Source organism: Flavobacterium sp. TSSA_36 (assembly GCF_051547165.1).
Classification (GTDB): domain Bacteria; phylum Bacteroidota; class Bacteroidia; order Flavobacteriales; family Flavobacteriaceae; genus Flavobacterium.
Window position 1 is genome coordinate 558536 of sequence record NZ_JBPTTP010000003.1, and the last position, 19733, is coordinate 578268.

19 protein-coding genes are annotated in these 19733 nt (G+C 36.5%); 16 read left to right on the forward strand and 3 right to left on the reverse strand.

The features are described 5' to 3' along the window. Window positions 1-28: 28 nt before the first annotated feature. The 10 genes from trmD (at window position 29) to ACSVH7_RS09085 (ending at window position 10529) form a co-directional block, all read left to right on the forward strand. On the forward strand, window positions 29-706 hold the full coding sequence (gene trmD / locus ACSVH7_RS09040) for a tRNA (guanosine(37)-N1)-methyltransferase TrmD (protein WP_064714047.1): 678 nt from the start codon (window positions 29-31) through the stop codon (window positions 704-706). A gap of 186 nt (window positions 707-892) precedes the next feature. Next, entirely contained in the window at window positions 893-1243 is a 351-nt protein-coding gene (gene rplS / locus ACSVH7_RS09045; RefSeq protein ID WP_064714046.1) for a 50S ribosomal protein L19, read from the forward strand. Between the two features lie 264 nt (window positions 1244-1507). Then, window positions 1508-3730 (forward strand): NADP-dependent isocitrate dehydrogenase, encoded by a 2223-nt coding sequence (locus tag ACSVH7_RS09050; RefSeq protein ID WP_438066385.1) that lies wholly within the window; start codon window positions 1508-1510, stop codon window positions 3728-3730. 135 nt (window positions 3731-3865) lie between these two features. Beyond that, window positions 3866-6277 (forward strand): TonB-dependent receptor, encoded by a 2412-nt coding sequence (locus ACSVH7_RS09055; protein ID WP_438066386.1) that lies wholly within the window; start codon window positions 3866-3868, stop codon window positions 6275-6277. A gap of 5 nt (window positions 6278-6282) precedes the next feature. Further along, window positions 6283-7104, forward strand: a complete 822-nt coding sequence (locus ACSVH7_RS09060; protein WP_438066387.1) for a DUF4249 domain-containing protein — start codon at window positions 6283-6285, stop codon at window positions 7102-7104. A gap of 22 nt (window positions 7105-7126) precedes the next feature. After that, window positions 7127-7573 (forward strand): DinB family protein, encoded by a 447-nt coding sequence (locus tag ACSVH7_RS09065; protein ID WP_438066388.1) that lies wholly within the window; start codon window positions 7127-7129, stop codon window positions 7571-7573. A gap of 255 nt (window positions 7574-7828) precedes the next feature. Beyond that, complete coding sequence (locus tag ACSVH7_RS09070; RefSeq protein ID WP_438066389.1) at window positions 7829-8491, forward strand: thiamine diphosphokinase; 663 nt, start codon at window positions 7829-7831, stop codon at window positions 8489-8491. Window positions 8492-8534: 43 nt separating this feature from the next. Next, window positions 8535-9482, forward strand: coding sequence for a 23S rRNA (adenine(1618)-N(6))-methyltransferase RlmF (rlmF, locus tag ACSVH7_RS09075; RefSeq protein WP_438066390.1), 948 nt, complete (start codon window positions 8535-8537; stop codon window positions 9480-9482). Window positions 9483-9511: 29 nt separating this feature from the next. After that, window positions 9512-9799 (forward strand): hypothetical protein, encoded by a 288-nt coding sequence (locus tag ACSVH7_RS09080; protein ID WP_438066391.1) that lies wholly within the window; start codon window positions 9512-9514, stop codon window positions 9797-9799. Then, window positions 9783-10529 (forward strand): zeta toxin family protein, encoded by a 747-nt coding sequence (locus tag ACSVH7_RS09085; RefSeq protein WP_438066392.1) that lies wholly within the window; start codon window positions 9783-9785, stop codon window positions 10527-10529. Before ACSVH7_RS09080 ends, ACSVH7_RS09085 begins: the two co-directional genes overlap by 17 nt. Before the next feature lie 137 nt (window positions 10530-10666). Here the strand turns inward: ACSVH7_RS09085 and ACSVH7_RS09090 are convergent, their stop codons facing one another. Beyond that, window positions 10667-11443 (reverse strand): class I SAM-dependent methyltransferase, encoded by a 777-nt coding sequence (locus tag ACSVH7_RS09090; RefSeq protein ID WP_438066393.1) that lies wholly within the window; start codon window positions 11441-11443, stop codon window positions 10667-10669. 354 nt (window positions 11444-11797) lie between these two features. On the opposite strand from ACSVH7_RS09090, the gene uvrB reads away from it, so the two are divergent. Next, the gene (uvrB, locus tag ACSVH7_RS09095; RefSeq protein WP_438066394.1) at window positions 11798-13789 is read left to right on the forward strand and encodes an excinuclease ABC subunit UvrB; all 1992 of its coding nucleotides are present in this window, start codon (window positions 11798-11800) and stop codon (window positions 13787-13789) included. Here the strand turns inward: uvrB and ACSVH7_RS09100 are convergent. Then, window positions 13786-14187, reverse strand: a complete 402-nt coding sequence (locus tag ACSVH7_RS09100) for an excinuclease ABC subunit B (RefSeq protein ID WP_438066395.1) — start codon at window positions 14185-14187, stop codon at window positions 13786-13788. The two genes, uvrB and ACSVH7_RS09100, sit on opposite strands and share 4 nt — an antisense overlap. Window positions 14188-14243: 56 nt before the next feature. On the opposite strand from ACSVH7_RS09100, the gene ACSVH7_RS09105 reads away from it, so the two are divergent. The 5 genes from ACSVH7_RS09105 (at window position 14244) to ACSVH7_RS09125 (ending at window position 18462) form a co-directional block, all read left to right on the forward strand. Then, window positions 14244-15056 carry an alpha/beta hydrolase gene (locus ACSVH7_RS09105; protein WP_438066396.1) on the forward strand — a complete coding sequence of 271 codons (813 nt, stop codon included), beginning with the start codon at window positions 14244-14246 and terminating at the stop codon, window positions 15054-15056. A gap of 30 nt (window positions 15057-15086) precedes the next feature. Beyond that, a complete protein-coding gene (locus ACSVH7_RS09110; protein ID WP_438066397.1) occupies window positions 15087-16097 on the forward strand; it encodes a dipeptide epimerase in 1011 nt (336 codons plus the stop codon). Window positions 16098-16102: 5 nt separating this feature from the next. Then, the gene (locus tag ACSVH7_RS09115) at window positions 16103-17131 is read left to right on the forward strand and encodes an aminotransferase class I/II-fold pyridoxal phosphate-dependent enzyme (protein ID WP_438066398.1); all 1029 of its coding nucleotides are present in this window, start codon (window positions 16103-16105) and stop codon (window positions 17129-17131) included. A gap of 207 nt (window positions 17132-17338) precedes the next feature. Next, entirely contained in the window at window positions 17339-17806 is a 468-nt protein-coding gene (locus tag ACSVH7_RS09120) for a DUF1456 family protein (protein ID WP_438066399.1), read from the forward strand. Further along, window positions 17806-18462 carry an oxidoreductase gene (locus ACSVH7_RS09125; protein WP_438066400.1) on the forward strand — a complete coding sequence of 219 codons (657 nt, stop codon included), beginning with the start codon at window positions 17806-17808 and terminating at the stop codon, window positions 18460-18462. The genes ACSVH7_RS09120 and ACSVH7_RS09125 overlap by 1 nt, the downstream gene beginning before the upstream one ends. 51 nt (window positions 18463-18513) lie before the next feature. Here the strand turns inward: ACSVH7_RS09125 and sucC are convergent, their stop codons facing one another. After that, the gene (gene sucC, locus ACSVH7_RS09130; RefSeq protein ID WP_024982632.1) at window positions 18514-19707 is read right to left on the reverse strand and encodes an ADP-forming succinate--CoA ligase subunit beta; all 1194 of its coding nucleotides are present in this window, start codon (window positions 19705-19707) and stop codon (window positions 18514-18516) included. Window positions 19708-19733 lie beyond the last annotated feature (26 nt).

Here is a 19733-nt window from a genome sequence, read left to right on the forward strand (position 1 = left end):
GTACCTTTGCGCGATATAAAATACTACAATGAGAATTGATATTATTACCGTTTTACCTGAATTATTGAGAAGTCCATTTGAGGCTTCGATTATGAAACGTGCTATCGACAAGGGGTTGGTCGAAGTGCATTTTCACAACTTGAGAGACTACACGACCAACAAACAAAAAAGTGTAGACGATTATCCTTTTGGTGGAGGCGCGGGTATGGTGATGACGGTACAACCTATTGATGCTTGCATCACGCATTTGAAGAGCGAGAGAACCTACGACGAGATCATTTATATGTCGCCTGACGGAGACACGCTGAACCAAAAAATGGCCAATACGATGTCGATGTATGAAAACATTATCATTTTGTGCGGCCATTATAAAGGAGTGGATCAGCGGGTAAGAGATCATTTTATTACCAAAGAAATTTCTATAGGCGATTATGTTTTGTCTGGAGGCGAATTGGGCGCTTTAGTTTTGTGCGATGCCTTGATTCGATTGATTCCAGGGGTTTTGAGTGACGAAACCTCAGCTTTGACCGATAGTTTTCAGGACGGCTTATTATCGGGTCCCATTTACACTCGCCCTGCCGATTACAAAGGCTGGAAAGTTCCTGACGTTTTGTTGAGTGGGCATTTTGCTAAGATTGACAAATGGAGAGAAGACATGGCTTATGAGCACACCAAAAACAGAAGACCGGATTTGTTGGAGGAATAAAACCCTAATAATCAACACTTAAATTCCAAATCCCAAAAATAAAAATCAATTTTATTTACCCATAAAAAAAATTGGAATTTGGATTTTAAATATTCTTTTTTTGTTTACATTTGCACCCACATTAGACCAACCTCTGGCGAGAACCGTGAATGTTGCTCTATTTTAAACCATAATTAAACATTTATCATGGCAGATTTATTGAAATTCGTTCAAGACGAGTTTGTTACAAGAAAAGATTTCCCTGAATTCGGAGCTGGAGACACTATCACAGTGTACTACGAAATTAAAGAGGGTGAAAAAACAAGAACTCAGTTTTTTAAAGGAGTAGTAATTCAAAGAAGAGGTTCAGGAAACACTGAAACTTTTACTATTCGTAAAATGTCAGGAGCTATTGGTGTTGAGCGTATCTTCCCAGTTAACTTACCTGCTTTACAAAAAGTTGAAATCAACAAAAAAGGTGCAGTTCGTAGAGCTAGAATTTTCTACTTTAGAGAACTTACTGGTAAGAAAGCAAAAATCAAAGACAAAAGAAGATAATCTTTTTTCTTTCAAATATAAAAGCCTCGAATTATCGAGGCTTTTTTTGTAGGTATAATTCAAAAAAAATAACAATTTACAATTTTAAACCCCATAAAAATATCGATTTCGTAATATCACAAGAAGGCCAACAAATATTATATTTTTCTAGCAAAATCAATAAGTTTTTAAAACCGATTTCCATATATTTGTCCGCCTTATTTTTTTGCACAATTCGCAAAGTAAGACTTACATCTAAGTGATTTCGATTAAAAAAATAGAAAAATGACACAAAAATCAAAAATTTTTTACACCCTTACAGATGAAGCGCCATTATTGGCAACTTATTCTTTTTTACCAATTGTTCAGGCATTTACTGCCACATCGGATATAGCAATTGAAACTAGAGATATTTCGCTGGCTGGAAGAATTTTAGCCAATTTTACAGAATTTTTAAAAGAAGAGCAAAAGACAAGTGATGCCTTACTAGAATTAGGCAAACTAGCCACTACTCCTGAAGCTAATATTATTAAATTGCCCAACGTTTCCGCCTCAGTCCCTCAATTAAAAACAGCTATCGCAGAATTACAAGCACACGGTTACGCCGTACCTGATTTTCCAGAAGATCCACAAACAGAAGAAGAGAAAAACATCAAGGCTAAATACGCCAAAGTGTTAGGCTCTGCTGTAAATCCAGTTTTACGTGAAGGCAACTCTGACCGAAGAGCACCAAAAGCAGTAAAAAATTACGCTAAAGCCAATCCACATGCTATGGGAGCTTGGTCTTCTGAGTCTAAAACACACGTGGCTTCAATGGAACAAGGTGATTTTTACGGAAGCGAGCAATCCGTTACCGTTAGCGAAGAAACTGATGTGAAAATTGAATTCGTAGGAACGGACGGAACTACAACAGTTCTTAAAGCAAGTACACCGTTGAAATCCGGAGAAATCATCGACAGTTCTGTAATGAATATTGCTGCTTTAAAAAGTTTTGTAGCCAAAACAATCGAAGAAGTAAAAGCACAAAACATCTTATTATCTGTTCACTTAAAAGCTACGATGATGAAGGTGTCTGACCCTATCATTTTTGGAGCCATAGTTGAAGTGTATTTTGCCGATGTTTTTGAAAAATATACAGCGCTTTTCAATGAATTAAATATTGATACTCGTAACGGCTTAGGTGACGTTTATGCAAAAATAGCTGGACATCCACAGCAAGCGGAAGTAGAAACTGCTATTGATGCCGCAATTGCGAATGGACCTGCTTTGGCAATGGTGAATTCAGACAAAGGAATCACCAACCTTCACGTTCCCTCAGATGTAATTGTAGATGCTTCTATGCCTGCAATGATTCGTACTTCTGGTCAAATGTGGAATAAAGAAGGAAAAGCACAAGATACTGTAGCCATCATTCCAGACCGTTGTTATGCTGGTGTATATACTGCAACCATTGATTTTTGTAAAAAACACGGTGCTTTTGTACCGACTACCATGGGAAGCGTACCGAATGTAGGTCTTATGGCTCAAAAAGCAGAAGAATATGGTTCACACGATAAAACCTTCCAAATTCAAGGAGAAGGAGTGGTTCGTGTAGTAACTTCAGAAGGAACGGTTGTAATGGAACAAAAAGTGGCTAAAAATGATATTTTCAGAATGTGCCAAGCCAAAGATGCTCCAATTCAAGACTGGGTAAAACTAGCTGTAAACAGAGCACGCTTATCAGCTACTCCAGCGGTTTTTTGGTTGGATAACAACAGAGCGCACGACAGCCAATTGATATTGAAAGTTGAAAAATATTTAAAAGATTACGATACGACAGGATTAGATATTCGCATTTTAAACCCTATCGAAGCGACTAATTTTACCTTAGAGCGCATCATTAAAGGATTAGATACCATTTCAGTAACTGGAAATGTATTGCGTGATTACTTAACCGATTTATTCCCAATCTTAGAAGTTGGAACTTCTGCCAAAATGCTTTCTATCGTTCCATTGATGAATGGTGGTGGTTTATTTGAAACCGGTGCAGGAGGTTCTGCTCCAAAACACGTAGAACAATTTATTGAAGAAGGTTACTTACGTTGGGATTCTCTTGGTGAATTCTTGGCTTTGGGCGCTTCATTAGAACATTTAGGACAAACCCTAAACAATGCAAAAGCGATTGTTTTAGCAGAAGCCTTGGATGTAGCCACAGAAAAATTCTTAGCCAACGACAAATCACCTTCGAGAAAAGTTGGTGGAATTGACAATAGAGGTTCTCATTTCTACTTAGCGATGTACTGGGCTGAAGCTTTGGCTGCTCAAGATAAAGATGCTGATTTAAAAGCAATTTTCTCGCCTATCGCAACTGAATTTATTGCTAATGAAGCACAAATTAACAGTGAACTAATTGGTGCTCAAGGAAAACCCCAAACTATCGGAGGATACTACCAACCGAATTCAGAGTTGACTAGTAAAGCCATGAGACCTAGTGAAACTTTCAACAATATCTTATCAAAAATTGTTTAAGGAGAAATTCTATTAAAATAAATCATACCAAAAGACAACTGCTTATCAGTTGTCTTTTTTTTAACCTTACATTAACACCTGTTATGTAGTAATTAAGCTAAAAAATAATCTACTTTGCAATATCAAATTACTACTATGAAAATCATTCACCTCTTGTTTTACTTGATTTTTTTTACTTTTATTAGTACTACTATCACTGCCCAAGTAAAAACCGACACAAATTCCAATTCAACAAAATTCACACTCAGTGGAACTATTTCCGACAAAAACAGTAACGAAACTTTAATAGGAGTTAACATTTTTTTTCCAGATTTAAAGATGGGAGTTACTTCTAATGAATACGGATTCTATTCGATTACCTTACCCAAAGGGAGACATACAATTCAAATTTCGTATTTGAGTTACACGACTCTTGAAGAGACTATCAACCTTGAGCAAAATACTAAATCCAATTGGCAGATTTCTCCAATTGATAATATCTTAGATGAAGTGGTAATTACCGATACCCGAACTCGAACAGAGATTAAAAAACCTGAAATGAGTGTCAATAAACTATCTATAGCAACCATCAAAAAGATGCCAGTGGTTTTAGGCGAAACAGATGTACTAAAATCTATTTTATTACTTCCAGGTGTTACGAATGCTGGAGAAGGAGCTTCGGGATTTAATGTTCGTGGGGGTGGTGCAGATCAAAACCTAATACTGCTGGATGAAGCTACCATTTTTAATTCGTCTCACGTTTTTGGTTTTTTTTCCGTTTTCAATCCTGATGCTATTAAAGATTTGAAATTATACAAGGGAGGAATTCCTTCCCGATTTGGAGGAAGAGCTTCTTCGGTTTTAGACATTTACCAAAAAGACGGAAATAGTAAAAAATTTCATATGAATGGTGGTATTGGTTTAATATCCAGTCGTCTTTTGGCTGAAGGACCATTAGTTAAAGACAAAGGTTCATTTTTGATCGGAGGCCGCGGATCGTATGCGCATTTGTTCTTGAAATTATCTCCTGAACAAAAGGACAATTCGGCTTATTTTTATGATTTGAATGCCAAATTAAATTACAAACTTACGGACAATGACAACTTATATTTTTCAGGTTATTTTGGCCGAGATGTTTTTAGTTTAAGCAAAAGCTTCACCAACATTTATGGCAACTCCACCTTAAATTTACGTTGGAATCATTTATATTCAGACAAATTATTTTCAAATCTGTCCTTGATTTATAGTGATTATTATTATGGATTGGATCTTGATTTTGTGGGATTCAAATGGGACTCAGGAATCAAAAACTACAATATCAAATATGATTTCAAAAATTATGTTGCTGAAGGATTCAAACTCAATTATGGTTTGAATGCTATTTATTATGACTTCAACCCAGGAACCATTATTCCATCCAATGAAAATTCAGGAATCAACTCAGATCAATTGGACAAGAAATATGCTTTTGAACCCGCTATTTACCTGAGTGCGGATCATGATATCACCAAAAACCTTAGCTTATCGTATGGATTACGCTATAGCTTATTTTACAGATTAGGACAATCCACTGTCAATATATATACCGATAACAATCCAGTCGTATTCAATGATCAACTGCAATTATATGAAAAAGCCACACCAATAAGTACCCAATATTATGGTAAAAATGACGTTATTCAAAGTTTTGACAATTTTGAACCCCGTTTTTCTGCGGCCTATCAATTGAATGATGACCAATCGATAAAAGCAAGTTACAATCGAATGGTACAGTATTTACAATTAGTTTCAAACACCTCCTCTCCAACTCCTTTGGATGTGTGGACCCCTAGCGACAATTTCATCAAACCACAAATAGCCGATCAAGTGGCATTGGGCTATTTTAGAAATTTCAATGAAGGAATGTACTCCATTGAAGTGGAAACCTATTACAAAAAAATCAAAAATCGGATTGACTATATTGACGGCGCAGAATTGATTGCTAACAAAGCTTTGGAACAAGTCATTCTCAATGGACAAATGAGAACCTACGGATTAGAAATTTTATTGAAGAAAAACGAAGGCAAACTCAATGGCTGGATTTCTTATACCCTTTCAAAATCCGAACAACAAACACCGGGAAGAAACGCTCTAGAAAGCGGCATTAACAACGGACAATGGTACAACTCTGTATATGACAAACTACACAATTTAGCCGTTACGAGTTCCTATACCTTAAATGAAAAATGGACTTTTGGCGCCAATTTTTCTTTACAAAGTGGGCAACCCGTAACCTATCCTGAAGGACAATATGAGTATGAAGATATCGTTGTTCCTAGCTACGGTTTGCGAAATGCCAATCGTTTACCTGCCTACCATCACTTAGACATTGCAGCGACATTAACCCCAAGAAAGAACAACAATCGTTCTTATAAATCAGAATGGGTTTTTAGTATTTATAATCTTTACAATCGGAGAAATGCGGCTTCTATTAATTTCCGACAAAATATAGATACAGGACTCAATGAAGCGGTTCGAACTTCAATCTTTGGAATGGTTCCGGCCGTTAGTTATAATTTTAAATTTTAAGCATCATGCAAAAGTTCTCTTTATTTTTAGCTTTTATACTTTCTGTTTTTTTGATAAGTTGTGAAGATGTGATCGATGTAAAACTGAATACGGCTCCTCCAAAATTAGTCATTCAAGCCACTATAAACTGGCAAAAAGGCACAAGCGGTAACCAACAAACCATTAAACTCACCACCACCACAGATTACTTCAGTGATACTGTTCCAACGGTCAGTGGGGCTACCGTAAGTGTTCGCAATAGCACAAATGTCATATTTAATTTTATAGAAAAACCAGATACTGGAGAATATATTTGTTCCAATTTTGTCCCTAAAATCAATGAGACATATACCTTGACCGTAGTAAATAAAGGACAAACGTACACCGCAACCGAAACCCTGCAACCAGTTGCTCCTATTACTAGGATAGAACAAAAAAATGACGGCGGTATTTCTGGTAAAGAAATTGAAATCAAATCTTTTTTCAATGATCCAGCAAACACCCCTAACTTCTATCTATATAAATTTAGCTATTCTAACAAAATCAAATCCGATTTGTATGTGGATCGAGATGAATTTTTTAATGGTAATGAATTTTTTAGTATTTCTCAAAACGATGATCTTAAAAAGGGAGATGTAGTCAAGATTATACATTATGGCATCTCTAAATCTTATTATAATTATATGAGTATTTTGGTAAGTATTGCTGGGAATAGCGGCGGTGGTCCTTTTCAATCTCCTCCTGCAACTGTTCGTGGAAATATTGTAAACACTAGCAACAAAGCGGATTACCCCTTAGGTTATTTTGCATTGAACGAAATTGACCTAAGAAATTATACCGTTGAATAATATTCATTTGAAACCAAAAAAAATGGTAATTGCATCCCTCAAAATACTTTTCAAAAGAGATTTAACAGCACTTATAAAAGAATTAAATACGTATCAAAACGAGAACGTCATTTGGGCAACAGACAAGCAAATTGCTAACTCAGCTGGTAATTTATGTTTACACCTCATCGGCAATCTAAATACTTACATTGGTGCTGAAATTGGTAAAACGGGGTATATTAGGGACAGAGCCTTAGAATTTTCTGCAAAAAACATTTCCAAATCAGAATTGATTCAAAAAATCGATGAAACCATAATTGTTGTTCATCAAGCGCTTGATCAACTATCAGAAGAAGATTTAGAAACAGAATATCCACTGCTAGTTTTGGACAAAAAGACCTCTTATGTTTTTTTCTTGGTGCATCTTGCTTCACATCTAGCCTATCATTTGGGACAAATTACCTACCACCGAAGATTACTAGATGTATAAACGATGGAACTAACTCATTAACTTTGTACATTTGTTTTTGAATAATCTTAAATGACTGTCCGTAACTCGTACTAAAAATCAAAGCGTTGAATATAAACTTTGCGGCACTGCGCCTTTGCGTGAAATTGACCTCGCAGAGACGCAAAGCCGCAGAGAAAAGAAAAGATAAAGTTTTTGAATAAATCGACATTACATTTATTCTGTAAAATGGCACAAGTAACGGATAGCTAATAATCTTAAATCCAAATCCAAAAAATGTCCTCACATCATATCGTTCGCGACGACCAAGAACCTGCTTTAATCATTGCCAATGGTGCCGCTTGTCAACCCGAATTATTGGGTCAATTATTAGAATGGTCCCCATTGGTTGTTGTGCTTGATTCTGCCATAGAACGCGTGATTTCTCTAGACATAAAAGTAGATGTGCTCTTGGGTGACTTTGATCGTGATTTTGATCCAGAGGTATACAAAACCAAACAATATCCGCTGGAAATTGTACACACACCCGATCAAAACAAAACCGATTTAGAAAAGGCATTAGACTATTTAATCGAGCGAGAAATTCCGGCTGTCAATATAGTTTGGGCTACCGGAAAAAGAGCCGATCATACCATAACCAATCTTACTAATATTGTTCGTTATCGCAATTTGATTAAAATTGTGATTTTAGATGATCATTCCAAGATTTTTCTTTTGCCCGAAAGATTTGAAAAATGGTATACTGCTGGCACCCCAATTTCTCTTATTCCTATTGGCGTTGTAAATGGGATTTATTCTCAAAATTTAGTCTATCCGTTAACGAATGACACTTTGACTATTGGATACAGAACTGGTAGCAGTAACGCGGTTGCCAATGACGGATTAGTCACAATTACCCATACAACTGGGGATTTATTATTGATGGAATGCATGGATTAATTTACAAAAAAGGAATCCGTATCTTTGCCACGAAATTTAAAAAATGAAACGCACCAAACTCCCTGAGAAAAAGACTTTACATCCTCATAATCCTCACCGCCAAGGGTATCATTTTGATACTTTGATTGAAATTCTTCCTGAATTGGGTTCATTTGTAGCGATCAATGAACATCAAATTCAAACCCTTGATTTTAGCAATCCTGATGCTGTCAAAGCCTTAAACAAAAGTTTGCTAATGGCAAATTATGACATTGCTTATTGGGATATCCCAGCAGGTTTTCTTTGCCCGCCCATCCCGGGACGCGTGGATTACATCCATTATTTGGCCGATTTACTAGCCGGCAGCAACAATGGAATTATTCCAAAGGGCGAAACTGTGCAAGGCTTAGATATTGGAATTGGCGCAAATTGTATTTACCCAATTTTAGGAAATGCTGCCTATGGATGGAGTTTTGTAGGCACAGATATCGATGAAAAAGCGATTCAAAATTGCAAAAAAATTATCGAGAAAAATCCAAAACTAATCGACGCCATTAGCTTACAATTACAAACAGAACCTCGTTTTATTTTCAAAAACATTATTGAGGCCGAAGATAAATTTGCATTTACCATTTGCAATCCTCCGTTTCATAACTCCAAAGAAGAAGCTACCAAAGTTGCCGTACGAAAGATTACTAATTTAGAAAACAAAAAACCTACCGCCCCTATTCTAAATTTTGGAGGACAAAATGCCGAGTTATGGTGTCCCGGTGGAGAGTTAGCTTTCATCACTCAAATGATTTATGAAAGCGCCAAATATCCTATGCAATGTTTATGGTACACCACCTTAGTTTCTAAACAAGCGAATTTGAATAGCTTGTATAAAACGCTAAATAAAGTACATGTCGCCAATGTCAAAACCATAGATATGGCACAAGGCCAAAAAACGAGCCGCATCTTAGCGTGGACTTTTTTGACGGAAAAACAACAAAAAGAATGGAAGTTTGAATAGGAATCAAATAGCAAATAAAAACTTTATATTTGTATATAATTAAAAAAGCAGTAATCATGTTACCTGAAAAGAAAGCTGAAAAAATAGTGTTTCGATCAAATGCTAAAGAAGTATCAAATTTAATAGTAGCAGGAAAAAAAGCAGCACTAAACGCAATAAGAGAAAACAAAGCGCTTGGATTAGCCTTTACCTATAACGAGGGTAATAAAGTTGTTTGCGAAAGTGCCAATGGAGAAATCCTTGAACTAAATACTAAACCTTTGAGATCCTCTATAAAAATAAAGAAAGGCACAATATTGTATGTCAAATCAAAGTAAAATAAGGCTTTTTGCTGGTCCAAATGGTTCTGGAAAAACATCTTTGTACACTATAATAAGTAAAACTTACCATTCTGGCATTTTCATAAATGCTGATGAAATAGAAAAAACATTACAAACAAAAGGTTTGATTGACCTAACCGATTTTGGTCTAAAAGTAACTTCAAAAGATCTAGAACAATACGCTCTTCTAGATGACAGCCAATCTTTATTTGCTAAAGCAAAACAAGAAAACTTTACTATAGATTTAATTATAGCCGAAAATTTCATTGTAAATAAACCCAAAAAAACAAACAGTTATGAAGCCGCTTTTGCAGCAGCCTTTATTCGTTTTTTACTCCTAAAAGAACAAAAATCATTTTCTTACGAAACTGTAATGAGTAATAGTTCTAAACTTAGAGAATTGCAAATAGCAAAAAATTCTGGTTTTAAAACTTATCTTTATTTTATTTGTACCGATGATTTCCATAAAAATATAGACCGAGTTAGAATTAGGGTTGCCAAAGGAGGTCATAATGTTGACGGAAGTAAAATCGAAAAAAGATACTTTAAAACTTTAGAAAACCTTTCAGATGCGATAAAAATAGTAGACAGAGCTTTTTTATTTGATAATTCTGGCAAAAAAATGGATTTACTTGCAGAAATTTACAAAGGGCAAGCTATAAAATTCCACACTTCAGACCTTCCCTTGTGGTTTGAGGAATATGTCTACAACAAATTTGAGTTGTAATTTTTTTCTTTAAAAAACACCACCACAATCGATATGGCACAAGGCCAAAAAACGAGCCGCATCTTGGCTTGGACTATTTTGACCGAAAAGCAACAAAAAGAATGGAAGTTTGAATAGGAATACTCGCTTTTTGACACTTACTTTTTTATCCTCACTTGCATGGCGTATTCATAGGTATCCAAATCTTTAAAAGCAAATTGCTGTTGGCCAACAAAAGGCATATAGGCATACAGTTTTTCTCTTGTAAAACGTTGAGACCAAAAACGTTCTTGAGTTGCTGTAAAACTGTCTTGAGGAGAAGTAATTATTGTCATCCCCATTTTTTGATAACTCAATTCTTGTTTCATTCTAGTGGCATCGTTGTCTTTATAACAAGCGCCCAAAACAATCTCCCCTTGAGGGGCTAACAAACGATAAGCCTGAGAAAAAATAGTGGTAAACTTAGAATTGATGGTTAAATCTAATTTTGAGGCCGCTCTTGAATAGCTCTTAAAATCAAAATCATCGGGATAAAAATTACCTGCAGTAAACCACGTGGTCATAATCAAATCATAGGTTTCCGTTAGTTGGTGTAAGGCTACAGCATCTAAATTTAAAAGTGTCACTTTATCATTTATACCTAAATCATTTACCATTTTTGACGCTAAATCCAAACATAAGACAGCATTATCAGTGCCAGTATAATGCGCCACATACTGCCATATTTCAGGAATATCATGTAGGTTTTGAATAATTCTACCGCTACCCACTCCGATATCTAAAATACGAATGGGGTGTTGTAAACGGTCTGCTAACTCGTAAATTACTTCTTTTAAAGCGACAAACTCTGCCCATTGTGCTTGAATCAAATAAGGAGAAAGATAGTTTTCATCAAAAGAATGAGCTACTGTATCTGGGTTATCGTACATATTCATAGTCAAAAAGGTTAATTTCAATTACGATGTAATTTAATAAAAAACAATTAAAAAGGGTTAAGCAAACACGAACTATTGATTCCAGAGAAACGATAATTACAATCCTATAATTAGTAGTTCAACTGCAAATGACAACAAAAATGCAAATTGTATCTCTCTAACCCCGATAGTAGCGGCATCCTTGCTTGCCGGGGTTCGGCAAGCAAGATATAGCGGATAGCGGGACTTTGCTGGGTAAAATGCCTTTTGCTTCGGTTCCTAAAAATAACCATCGAATGAAGACTCATAAATTAAGGATTAGCTGTATTTTTGTGAACTATCCTTTGTCTCATAATCAAGTTAGCACAGTTAAAAATGAAATTTCAAATTGTATCGGATTACAAACCTACCGGAGACCAACCCCAAGCTATTGAAAAATTAGCGCAAGGCATCGTTGCTGGCGATCCTTTTCAAACCCTGCTTGGTGTTACTGGCTCTGGAAAAACATTTACGGTTGCAAACGTCATTGAAGAAGTTCAAAAACCAACACTGATACTGGCGCACAACAAAACATTGGCCGCGCAGTTGTACTCGGAATTCAAACAGTTTTTCCCTAACAACGCGGTGGAATATTTTGTATCGTATTACGATTATTACCAGCCTGAGGCTTTTATGCCTGTTACGGGCGTTTTTATAGAAAAAGATTTGTCTATCAATGAAGAGTTAGAAAAAATGCGTTTGAGCACGACTTCCTCTTTATTATCTGGACGAAGAGATATTATAGTGGTCGCCTCGGTTTCTTGTATTTATGGTATTGGAAATCCGGTGGAGTTTCAAAAAAACGTAATCGCTGTGGAAGTCAACCAAATGATTTCAAGAACTAAATTGCTACACAGCTTAGTACAAAGTTTGTATTCTAGAACCGAAGCCGAATTTACCCCAGGAAATTTCAGAATTAAAGGTGATACGGTAGAAGTCTATCCGAGTTATGCTGATGATGCCTTCAGAATTCATTTTTTTGGTGATGAAATCGAAGAAATTGAGAGCTTTGATACCAAAACCGCTCAAGTCATTGAACGCTTTGAAAAATTGACCATTTATCCCGCCAATATGTTCGTGACCTCGCCAGATGTGCTACAAAATGCCATTTGGGAAATCCAGCAAGATTTAGTGAAACAAGTGGATTACTTCAAGGAAATAGGCAAACATTTAGAAGCCAAACGCCTCGAAGAACGCACCAACTTCGACCTAGAAATGATTCGAGAATTGGGCTATTGTTCTGGAATTGAAAATTATTCTCGTTACCTTGACGGAAGAGAAGCGGGCTCAAGGCCTTTTTGTTTATTGGATTATTTTCCGAATGATTTTTTATTAGTAGTCGATGAAAGCCACGTGACTTTGTCGCAAGTACATGCCATGTATGGTGGCGACCGTTCCAGAAAAGAAAACTTGGTAGAATACGGCTTTCGACTTCCCGCGGCTATGGACAATCGCCCTTTGAAATTTGAAGAATTTGAAGCCATGCAAAATCAAGTCATTTATGTCTCAGCGACACCTGCGGATTATGAACTGCAAAAATGTGATGGTGTTTATGTAGAGCAAATCATTCGCCCAACAGGTCTGCTAGACCCGATTATTGAAATCCGTCCAAGTTTGAATCAAATTGATGATTTAATCGAAGAAATACAAGTACGATGCGAATTAGACGAGCGTGTTTTGGTCACCACTTTAACCAAAAGAATGGCCGAAGAATTGGCCAAATATTTGACTAAAGTTTCCATTCGCTGCCGTTATATTCACTCCGATGTAGATACATTAGAACGTATCGAAATTATGCAAGATTTGAGAAAAGGCTTATTTGACGTATTGATTGGAGTCAATTTATTGAGAGAAGGATTGGATTTGCCTGAAGTGTCTTTGGTTGCTATTTTGGATGCCGACAAAGAAGGCTTTCTTAGAAGTCATCGCTCACTTACTCAAACCATTGGTCGTGCGGCAAGAAACTTAAACGGAAAAGCGATTATGTATGCTGATAAAATTACTGCAAGTATGCAAAAAACGATTGATGAAACCAATTATCGCCGTACCAAACAAATCAATTACAACACCCAACACAATAAAGTACCACAAGCTTTAGAGAAAAAAATAGACAGTGCCTTCATCAAAAATCCAATGGTGGAATACGAATTAGGACATACTATTGTAAAAGCAGCAGAACCTGAGACGGCTTATCTTTCAAAACCAGAATTAGAAAAATTAATCCGTGAAAAACGAAAAGCTATGGAGAAAGCCGCAAAAGATTTAGATTTTATGCAAGCTGCTAAGTTCCGCGATGAAATAAAAGCATTGCAAGAAAAACTCTCTTAATTGTGTTGTTCTTGGAACATTCCTAACAGTGCTTTAGCATCAATCATAGCATTGGGAGATTCCTGCATCATTTGCAAAACTCGTTTGGTAGCTCCTGGATTTAATCCCATATCAATGGCTATTTGGCGAATCGCAACGGACTCTTTTTCGTGCAAAACTCCATCACAATGCATAATCAGCGCCAATCTGTAAAACTGCTGAATACGCTGAAATTCTGACTTAACAGGCAAATGAGGTAACTCTTGATGAAACAAATCAGAATATTCTGCTCTGGTAAAACCCAATTCTTTGGCTACAATCCAAATAAAATCCAACTCGCGTTGATGTAATTTTCCGTCTACAATAGAAAAACTTATCATTTCTAAAAGTAAACTTCTTTTTTCTTCAAAACTATTCATCAATTTCTTATTTTTAGCTAAATTATTGTTTTTAAATGTATCCACAAAATTCAATTATGTCTAAAAAAACAATCCTATTTTTTTGCTTCTTTTTTCTTCTGGTGAAAGGATGGACACAAGAAACCACAGCTACTTCTCAAGTCAGTACTTTTAATATAGTATCACCCGAATTACAAACGACAAAAAAAATCTGGCTGTATTTACCCAAAAATTATAGCTCTTCCAAGAAGAAATATTCCGTGATTTATATGCCCGATGCCCAAAATTTATTTGATGCTAAAACTTCCTATAGTGGCGAATGGAATATTGACGAAAAACTAGACAGTCTAAGCGCACAAGTAATCGTAGTGGGAATTGAACACGGAAACGAAAAACGGTTGGAAGAGCTCACCCCCTATCCTCACGAAAAATACGGCGGCGGCAAGGCGAATCAATACTTAGATTTTATTGTCAACACCCTAAAACCAAGCATCGACAAAAAATACCGTACCAAAACCGACAAAACGCACACCCTCATAATTGGCAGCTCCTTGGGTGGACTTACCGCTTTTTACGCTACGCTAAAGTATCCAGAAGTTTTCGGCAAAGCAGGCGTTTTTTCTCCTGCCTTTTGGATTAATAGAAAGGACATTATCGCATTAACAGAACAAACTCAAAAGATAAAAGCAAAATACTATTTCCTCTGTGGAGATAAAGAAGGCGATGATGATAGTATGGTCAAAGACTTGAATACAATGGAAAACATTATCAATACCAAGCGTTGTTCCTGTAAACATTTGAATAAAAAGACCATAATAAAAGGCGGACAACACAACGAAAAATTATGGCGAGATGGTTTTGTAAAAGCCTTACTTTGGTTGGGCTACTAATCCTTTTTTAGAACAATAAAAATTTATGTTATGCAACTAATCCTTCGCGAATACAACCTAAAACTAAAACACACCTTCACCATTTCTAGAGAATCTATCGATTTTCAACCTTCACTAATTGTAGAATTGCAAAGCGAAGGCTACTCAGGATTTGGCGAAGCAACTTCCAACCCTTATTATCACACCACAGTTCCAATGATGCGTGCGGATTTGGAAAACATTCGTTCGTTGATAGAAAACACTACAACCGAAACTCCCGAAGAATTTTGGAACAAAGTACATCCTTATTTAAAAGAGGATATGTTTGCGCTTTGTGCTTTAGATATGGCGTACACTGATTTATATGCCCGAAAAAAAGGCAAAAAACTATACGAACTTTGGAATTTTACTACCGATAAAAATCCATTAACAGATTACACCATCGGTATTGCTTCTATTGAAAAAATGGTTGCCAAAATGAAAGAACTCCCTTGGCCTATCTATAAAATTAAATTAGGAACCCAAGAAGACATCGAAATTGTAACTGAATTACGAAAACACACAGACGCTATTTTCAGAATCGACGCAAACTGCGGTTGGGGCGTTGAAGAAACCATTTCGAATTCAGTAGCTTTAAAAAAACTCGGGGTGGAATTCTTAGAACAACCTATGAAAGCCGATAATTGGGAAGCACATAAAGAAGTTTACAAACACTCCGCTTTGCCCATCATTGCTGACGAAAGTTGTATTATCGAATCCGATGTAGCCAAATGCCACAACCATTTCCACGGTGTAAATGTCAAATTAGTAAAATGTGGCGGTCTTACTCCTGGCAAACGTATGCTGGAAGAAGCCAAAAAACTGGGGCTAAAAACTATGGTAGGCTGTATGACCGAATCTACAGTAGGCATCTCAGCTATAGCACATCTGCTACCGCTGCTAAATTATGTAGATATGGATGGAGCGCTACTATTAGATAAAGATATTGCCACAGGAGTAACCATTACTTACGGCAAAATTGATTACCCAGACGGAAACGGAACTGGAGTGACACTTTTATAATTCGTATGAAAGTCCATCAATTCCCCAATCGTGTAATCGAAATTAACCAAGAAACGTTCCTTTATTTTGGAGGAACGGCTTATCTTGGTTTACCAACTTTACCCGAATTTCAAGAAATTATTTTCAAAAATATCCAGCGTTGGGGGACCGCATACGGAAGTTCAAGAAACGCAAACGTTCAATTGAGTGCCTACGACACTGGCGAAATTCAACTTGCGCAATTCATTCAGGCCGATGCTGCAGTTACCGTATCATCAGGAATGCTAGCCGGCAAACTAACTATAGATTTTTTAAGCAAAAGCACCGATGTTTTTTACCATTTCCCAAATGCTCATCCTGCCATACAAAGAAAAGACAGCATCCCTTTGTTAACAGAAAACGAGTTGAATCCAAGAATTTTAGACAATAAAAAAGAAAAAATCACAATCGTTACAGATGCTGTTCCTTCATTTCAGACACAAGCCATAGACCTAAAAATTCTCGATAGCATTCCCTCTCACAAAGAAATCACTTTGGTTGTAGATGAATCACATTCTATCGGAATCCTAGGCAAAAACGGGTCAGGAGTTTATTCGAGTATCACAAATCCAAACATCAAACGCAAAATTTTAGTCGCCTCGCTTGGCAAAGCATTAGGACTCACAGGAGGCGTGATAGCGAGCGATTCAAATTTCATTCAAGAAATCAAAAATTATGACACCTTTGTCGCAGCCGCTGGAATGAATCCTGCCTATGTGCAAACCCTTGCCGAAACTGGGAACTTAGTGCAACAGCAACTTCAAAAATTACAGGACAACTTAAACTATATCGCTCAACATTTACAACCCAGCCCCAAAATCAATTTCACCACAAACTATCCTTCCATTTACTTAGATTGGAACAAGAGCTACGATATATTGTTGCAAAATAAAATCGTAATCACCCATTTTGATTATCCCTCAGACCAAAAAACCCTGAACCGAATCGTCATTTCGGCCAATCATCACAAAGAAGACCTTGACAAACTAGTTAAAGTTTTAAATTCCTTTTCATAGATTTTAGGAGCAGAAAAAAAAGGCTTTTATGCCATCATAGAACCCGTCATCCGCTATATCTTTGCTTTTTTAAAGGAAAAAAGCAAAGGATGCCGCTACTACCTGGGCTAAAGGGAAACATCTAGCCTCTTTGTAAATATCAAATTCAGACTCGAATATAACGTCTCTCTATTTTTAAACTGTACCTTTGTAAAAAATTAAAAGAATATGACCAACAACGATATTTTCAAAAAATTACGCGTAGCCTTAATGTTGCGTGACGACCAAATAGTAGAAATCCTAGAACTAGTAGATTTCAGAATCTCAAAATCAGAATTGGGTGCTTTCTTCCGTGACGAAAAACACGAAAATTACATGGAATGTGGCGATCAAGTATTGCGTAACTTTTTGAATGGATTGGTCATTCATTTACGAGGCACAAAAGAAAATCCAAAAAACCCAAACGACGTTTTAGCAAAACATCGCGCTGAAATTCCAAAAAAAGAGAGCGATTCTAAAAGACCTGAATTCAAACCAAAAGCAAAAGACACCGAAAAGTCAAGAGGTGATGAAAGTCCTTCCAAATCGAAGTCTGCTGCAAAAAAACCTAGCAAAAAACAATTCCCAAAAGGAAACAATAAAATACAAGTAGTAGAGAAAGTAAAGTTTAATTTTGGTAAGAATAAAAAATCATAATGAAAACGGCGCTAGTCATAGGAAGTACAGGACTTATAGGTTCCCAACTTGTGGATTTACTTTTAAAAAGTGAGCATTACGAAAAGGTAATTCTTTTTGTAAAAAGAGATTCCGGAAAATTACATCCCAAACTAGAGCAACACATCATCAACTTTGATGCACCCGAGACCTATCAACATTTGGTGAAAGGCGATGATCTATTTTGCACCATTGGTACCACCATCAAAAAAGCCGGAAGTCAATCCGCCTTTCGAAAAGTAGATTTCGAATATCCTATTGCATTTTCAAACATTGCAAAAACTAACAACATAAAACAATTCCTGATTGTTTCTTCTTTGGGTGCCAACAAAGACTCGAACAACTTCTATTTAAAAACCAAAGGAGAAATGGAAGCAGCATTAGCCAAGATTAATTTTGAAACCACTGTCATTGTTAGACCTTCCTTATTATTAGGTCATCGCTCCGAGTTTAGATTAGGAGAAAAAATAGGTGCTTTTTTCTCAAAAGGGTTTTCTTTCCTACTCTTAGGAGGTTTAAAAAAATACCGCCCTATAGAAAGTTCGACTGTTGCCAAAGCAATGTATCTTTTGGCACAATCCAACGTAAAAGGCAACACCATTTACGAATCGGATGAACTTCAAAACATCGGAAACTAAAAAAGCCTGTTCATAACGAACAGGCTTTTGAATATATAACTAAATTGTAAATTAAGACAATGCCGCTTTTACTTGATCGGCAGCTTCTTGAAACTCAACTGCAGAAAGAATTGGCATTCCAGAATTATCAATTAATTCTTTTGCAATAGCAGCATTAGTTCCTTGTAAACGTACAATGATTGGCACTTTTATAGCGTCACCCATATTTTTGTAAGCATCAACAACACCTTGTGCTACACGGTCACAACGAACAATTCCACCAAAAATATTAATTAAAATTGCTTTTACGTTTGGATCTTTTAAGATAATACGGAAGGCAGTTTCTACACGTTTTGCATCTGCTGTTCCTCCTACGTCTAAGAAGTTAGCAGGCTCAAAACCAGCATACTTAATCAAATCCATAGTTGCCATAGCCAAACCAGCTCCGTTTACCATACATCCCACAGTTCCGTCAAGATCTACATAGTTCAATCCTACTTCTTTTGCTTCTACTTCGATTGGGTTCTCCTCACGAATGTCGCGCATATCAGCATATTTAGCTTGTCTGTACAAAGCATTATCATCGATATTTACTTTAGCATCAACAGCCATAATTTTATTGTCAGATGTTTTTAACACAGGGTTAATTTCGAACATCGAAGCATCTGAACCAATGTAAGCATTATATAAAGAATCGATGAATTTCACCATTTCTTTGAAAGCATTTCCAGAAAGTCCTAAGTTAAAGGCAATTCTTCTAGCTTGAAAACCTTGCAAACCAACCGCTGGATCTACTTCTTCAGTAAAAATTAAATGAGGCGTATGCTCAGCTACTTCTTCGATATCCATTCCACCTTCTGTAGAATACATAATCATATTACGTCCAGTAGCTCTGTTCAATAAAACAGAAACATAAAACTCAGAAGTTTCGCTTTCACCTGGATAATATACATCCTCAGCGATTAACACTTTGTGTACTTTTTTACCTTCGGCAGAAGTTTGAGGTGTAATCAATTGCATTCCGATGATTTCGCTAGCAATTCCCTCAACTTTGTCTAATCCTTTCGCCAATTTTACACCACCACCTTTTCCGCGTCCACCGGCGTGAATTTGCGCTTTAACAACATACCAACTCGTTCCCGTTTCGGCTGTTAATTGTTTTGCAGCAGCCACAGCTTCTACAGGACTATTAGCTACAATTCCACGTTGAATTCGTACGCCATAGCTGGCTAAAATTTCTTTTCCTTGATATTCGTGTATGTTCATAATGTATAGTATTTAACAAAACTCTG

Bases quoted from the DNA above. Each gene is read 5' to 3' on its own strand.
- trmD (WP_064714047.1), top strand. From the start codon at position 29: ATGAGAATTGATATTATTACCGTTTTACCTGAATTATTGAGAAGTCCA.
- rplS (WP_064714046.1), top strand. From the start codon at position 893: ATGGCAGATTTATTGAAATTCGTTCAAGACGAGTTTGTTACAAGAAAA.
- ACSVH7_RS09050 (WP_438066385.1), top strand. From the start codon at position 1,508: ATGACACAAAAATCAAAAATTTTTTACACCCTTACAGATGAAGCGCCA.
- ACSVH7_RS09055 (WP_438066386.1), top strand. From the start codon at position 3,866: ATGAAAATCATTCACCTCTTGTTTTACTTGATTTTTTTTACTTTTATT.
- ACSVH7_RS09060 (WP_438066387.1), top strand. From the start codon at position 6,283: ATGCAAAAGTTCTCTTTATTTTTAGCTTTTATACTTTCTGTTTTTTTG.
- ACSVH7_RS09065 (WP_438066388.1), top strand. From the start codon at position 7,127: ATGGTAATTGCATCCCTCAAAATACTTTTCAAAAGAGATTTAACAGCA.
- ACSVH7_RS09070 (WP_438066389.1), top strand. From the start codon at position 7,829: ATGTCCTCACATCATATCGTTCGCGACGACCAAGAACCTGCTTTAATC.
- rlmF (WP_438066390.1), top strand. From the start codon at position 8,535: ATGAAACGCACCAAACTCCCTGAGAAAAAGACTTTACATCCTCATAAT.
- ACSVH7_RS09085 (WP_438066392.1), top strand. From the start codon at position 9,783: ATGTCAAATCAAAGTAAAATAAGGCTTTTTGCTGGTCCAAATGGTTCT.
- ACSVH7_RS09090 (WP_438066393.1), bottom strand. From the start codon at position 11,443: ATGAATATGTACGATAACCCAGATACAGTAGCTCATTCTTTTGATGAA.
- uvrB (WP_438066394.1), top strand. From the start codon at position 11,798: ATGAAATTTCAAATTGTATCGGATTACAAACCTACCGGAGACCAACCC.
- ACSVH7_RS09100 (WP_438066395.1), bottom strand. From the start codon at position 14,187: ATGAATAGTTTTGAAGAAAAAAGAAGTTTACTTTTAGAAATGATAAGT.
- ACSVH7_RS09105 (WP_438066396.1), top strand. From the start codon at position 14,244: ATGTCTAAAAAAACAATCCTATTTTTTTGCTTCTTTTTTCTTCTGGTG.
- ACSVH7_RS09110 (WP_438066397.1), top strand. From the start codon at position 15,087: ATGCAACTAATCCTTCGCGAATACAACCTAAAACTAAAACACACCTTC.
- ACSVH7_RS09115 (WP_438066398.1), top strand. From the start codon at position 16,103: ATGAAAGTCCATCAATTCCCCAATCGTGTAATCGAAATTAACCAAGAA.
- ACSVH7_RS09120 (WP_438066399.1), top strand. From the start codon at position 17,339: ATGACCAACAACGATATTTTCAAAAAATTACGCGTAGCCTTAATGTTG.
- ACSVH7_RS09125 (WP_438066400.1), top strand. From the start codon at position 17,806: ATGAAAACGGCGCTAGTCATAGGAAGTACAGGACTTATAGGTTCCCAA.
- sucC (WP_024982632.1), bottom strand. From the start codon at position 19,707: ATGAACATACACGAATATCAAGGAAAAGAAATTTTAGCCAGCTATGGC.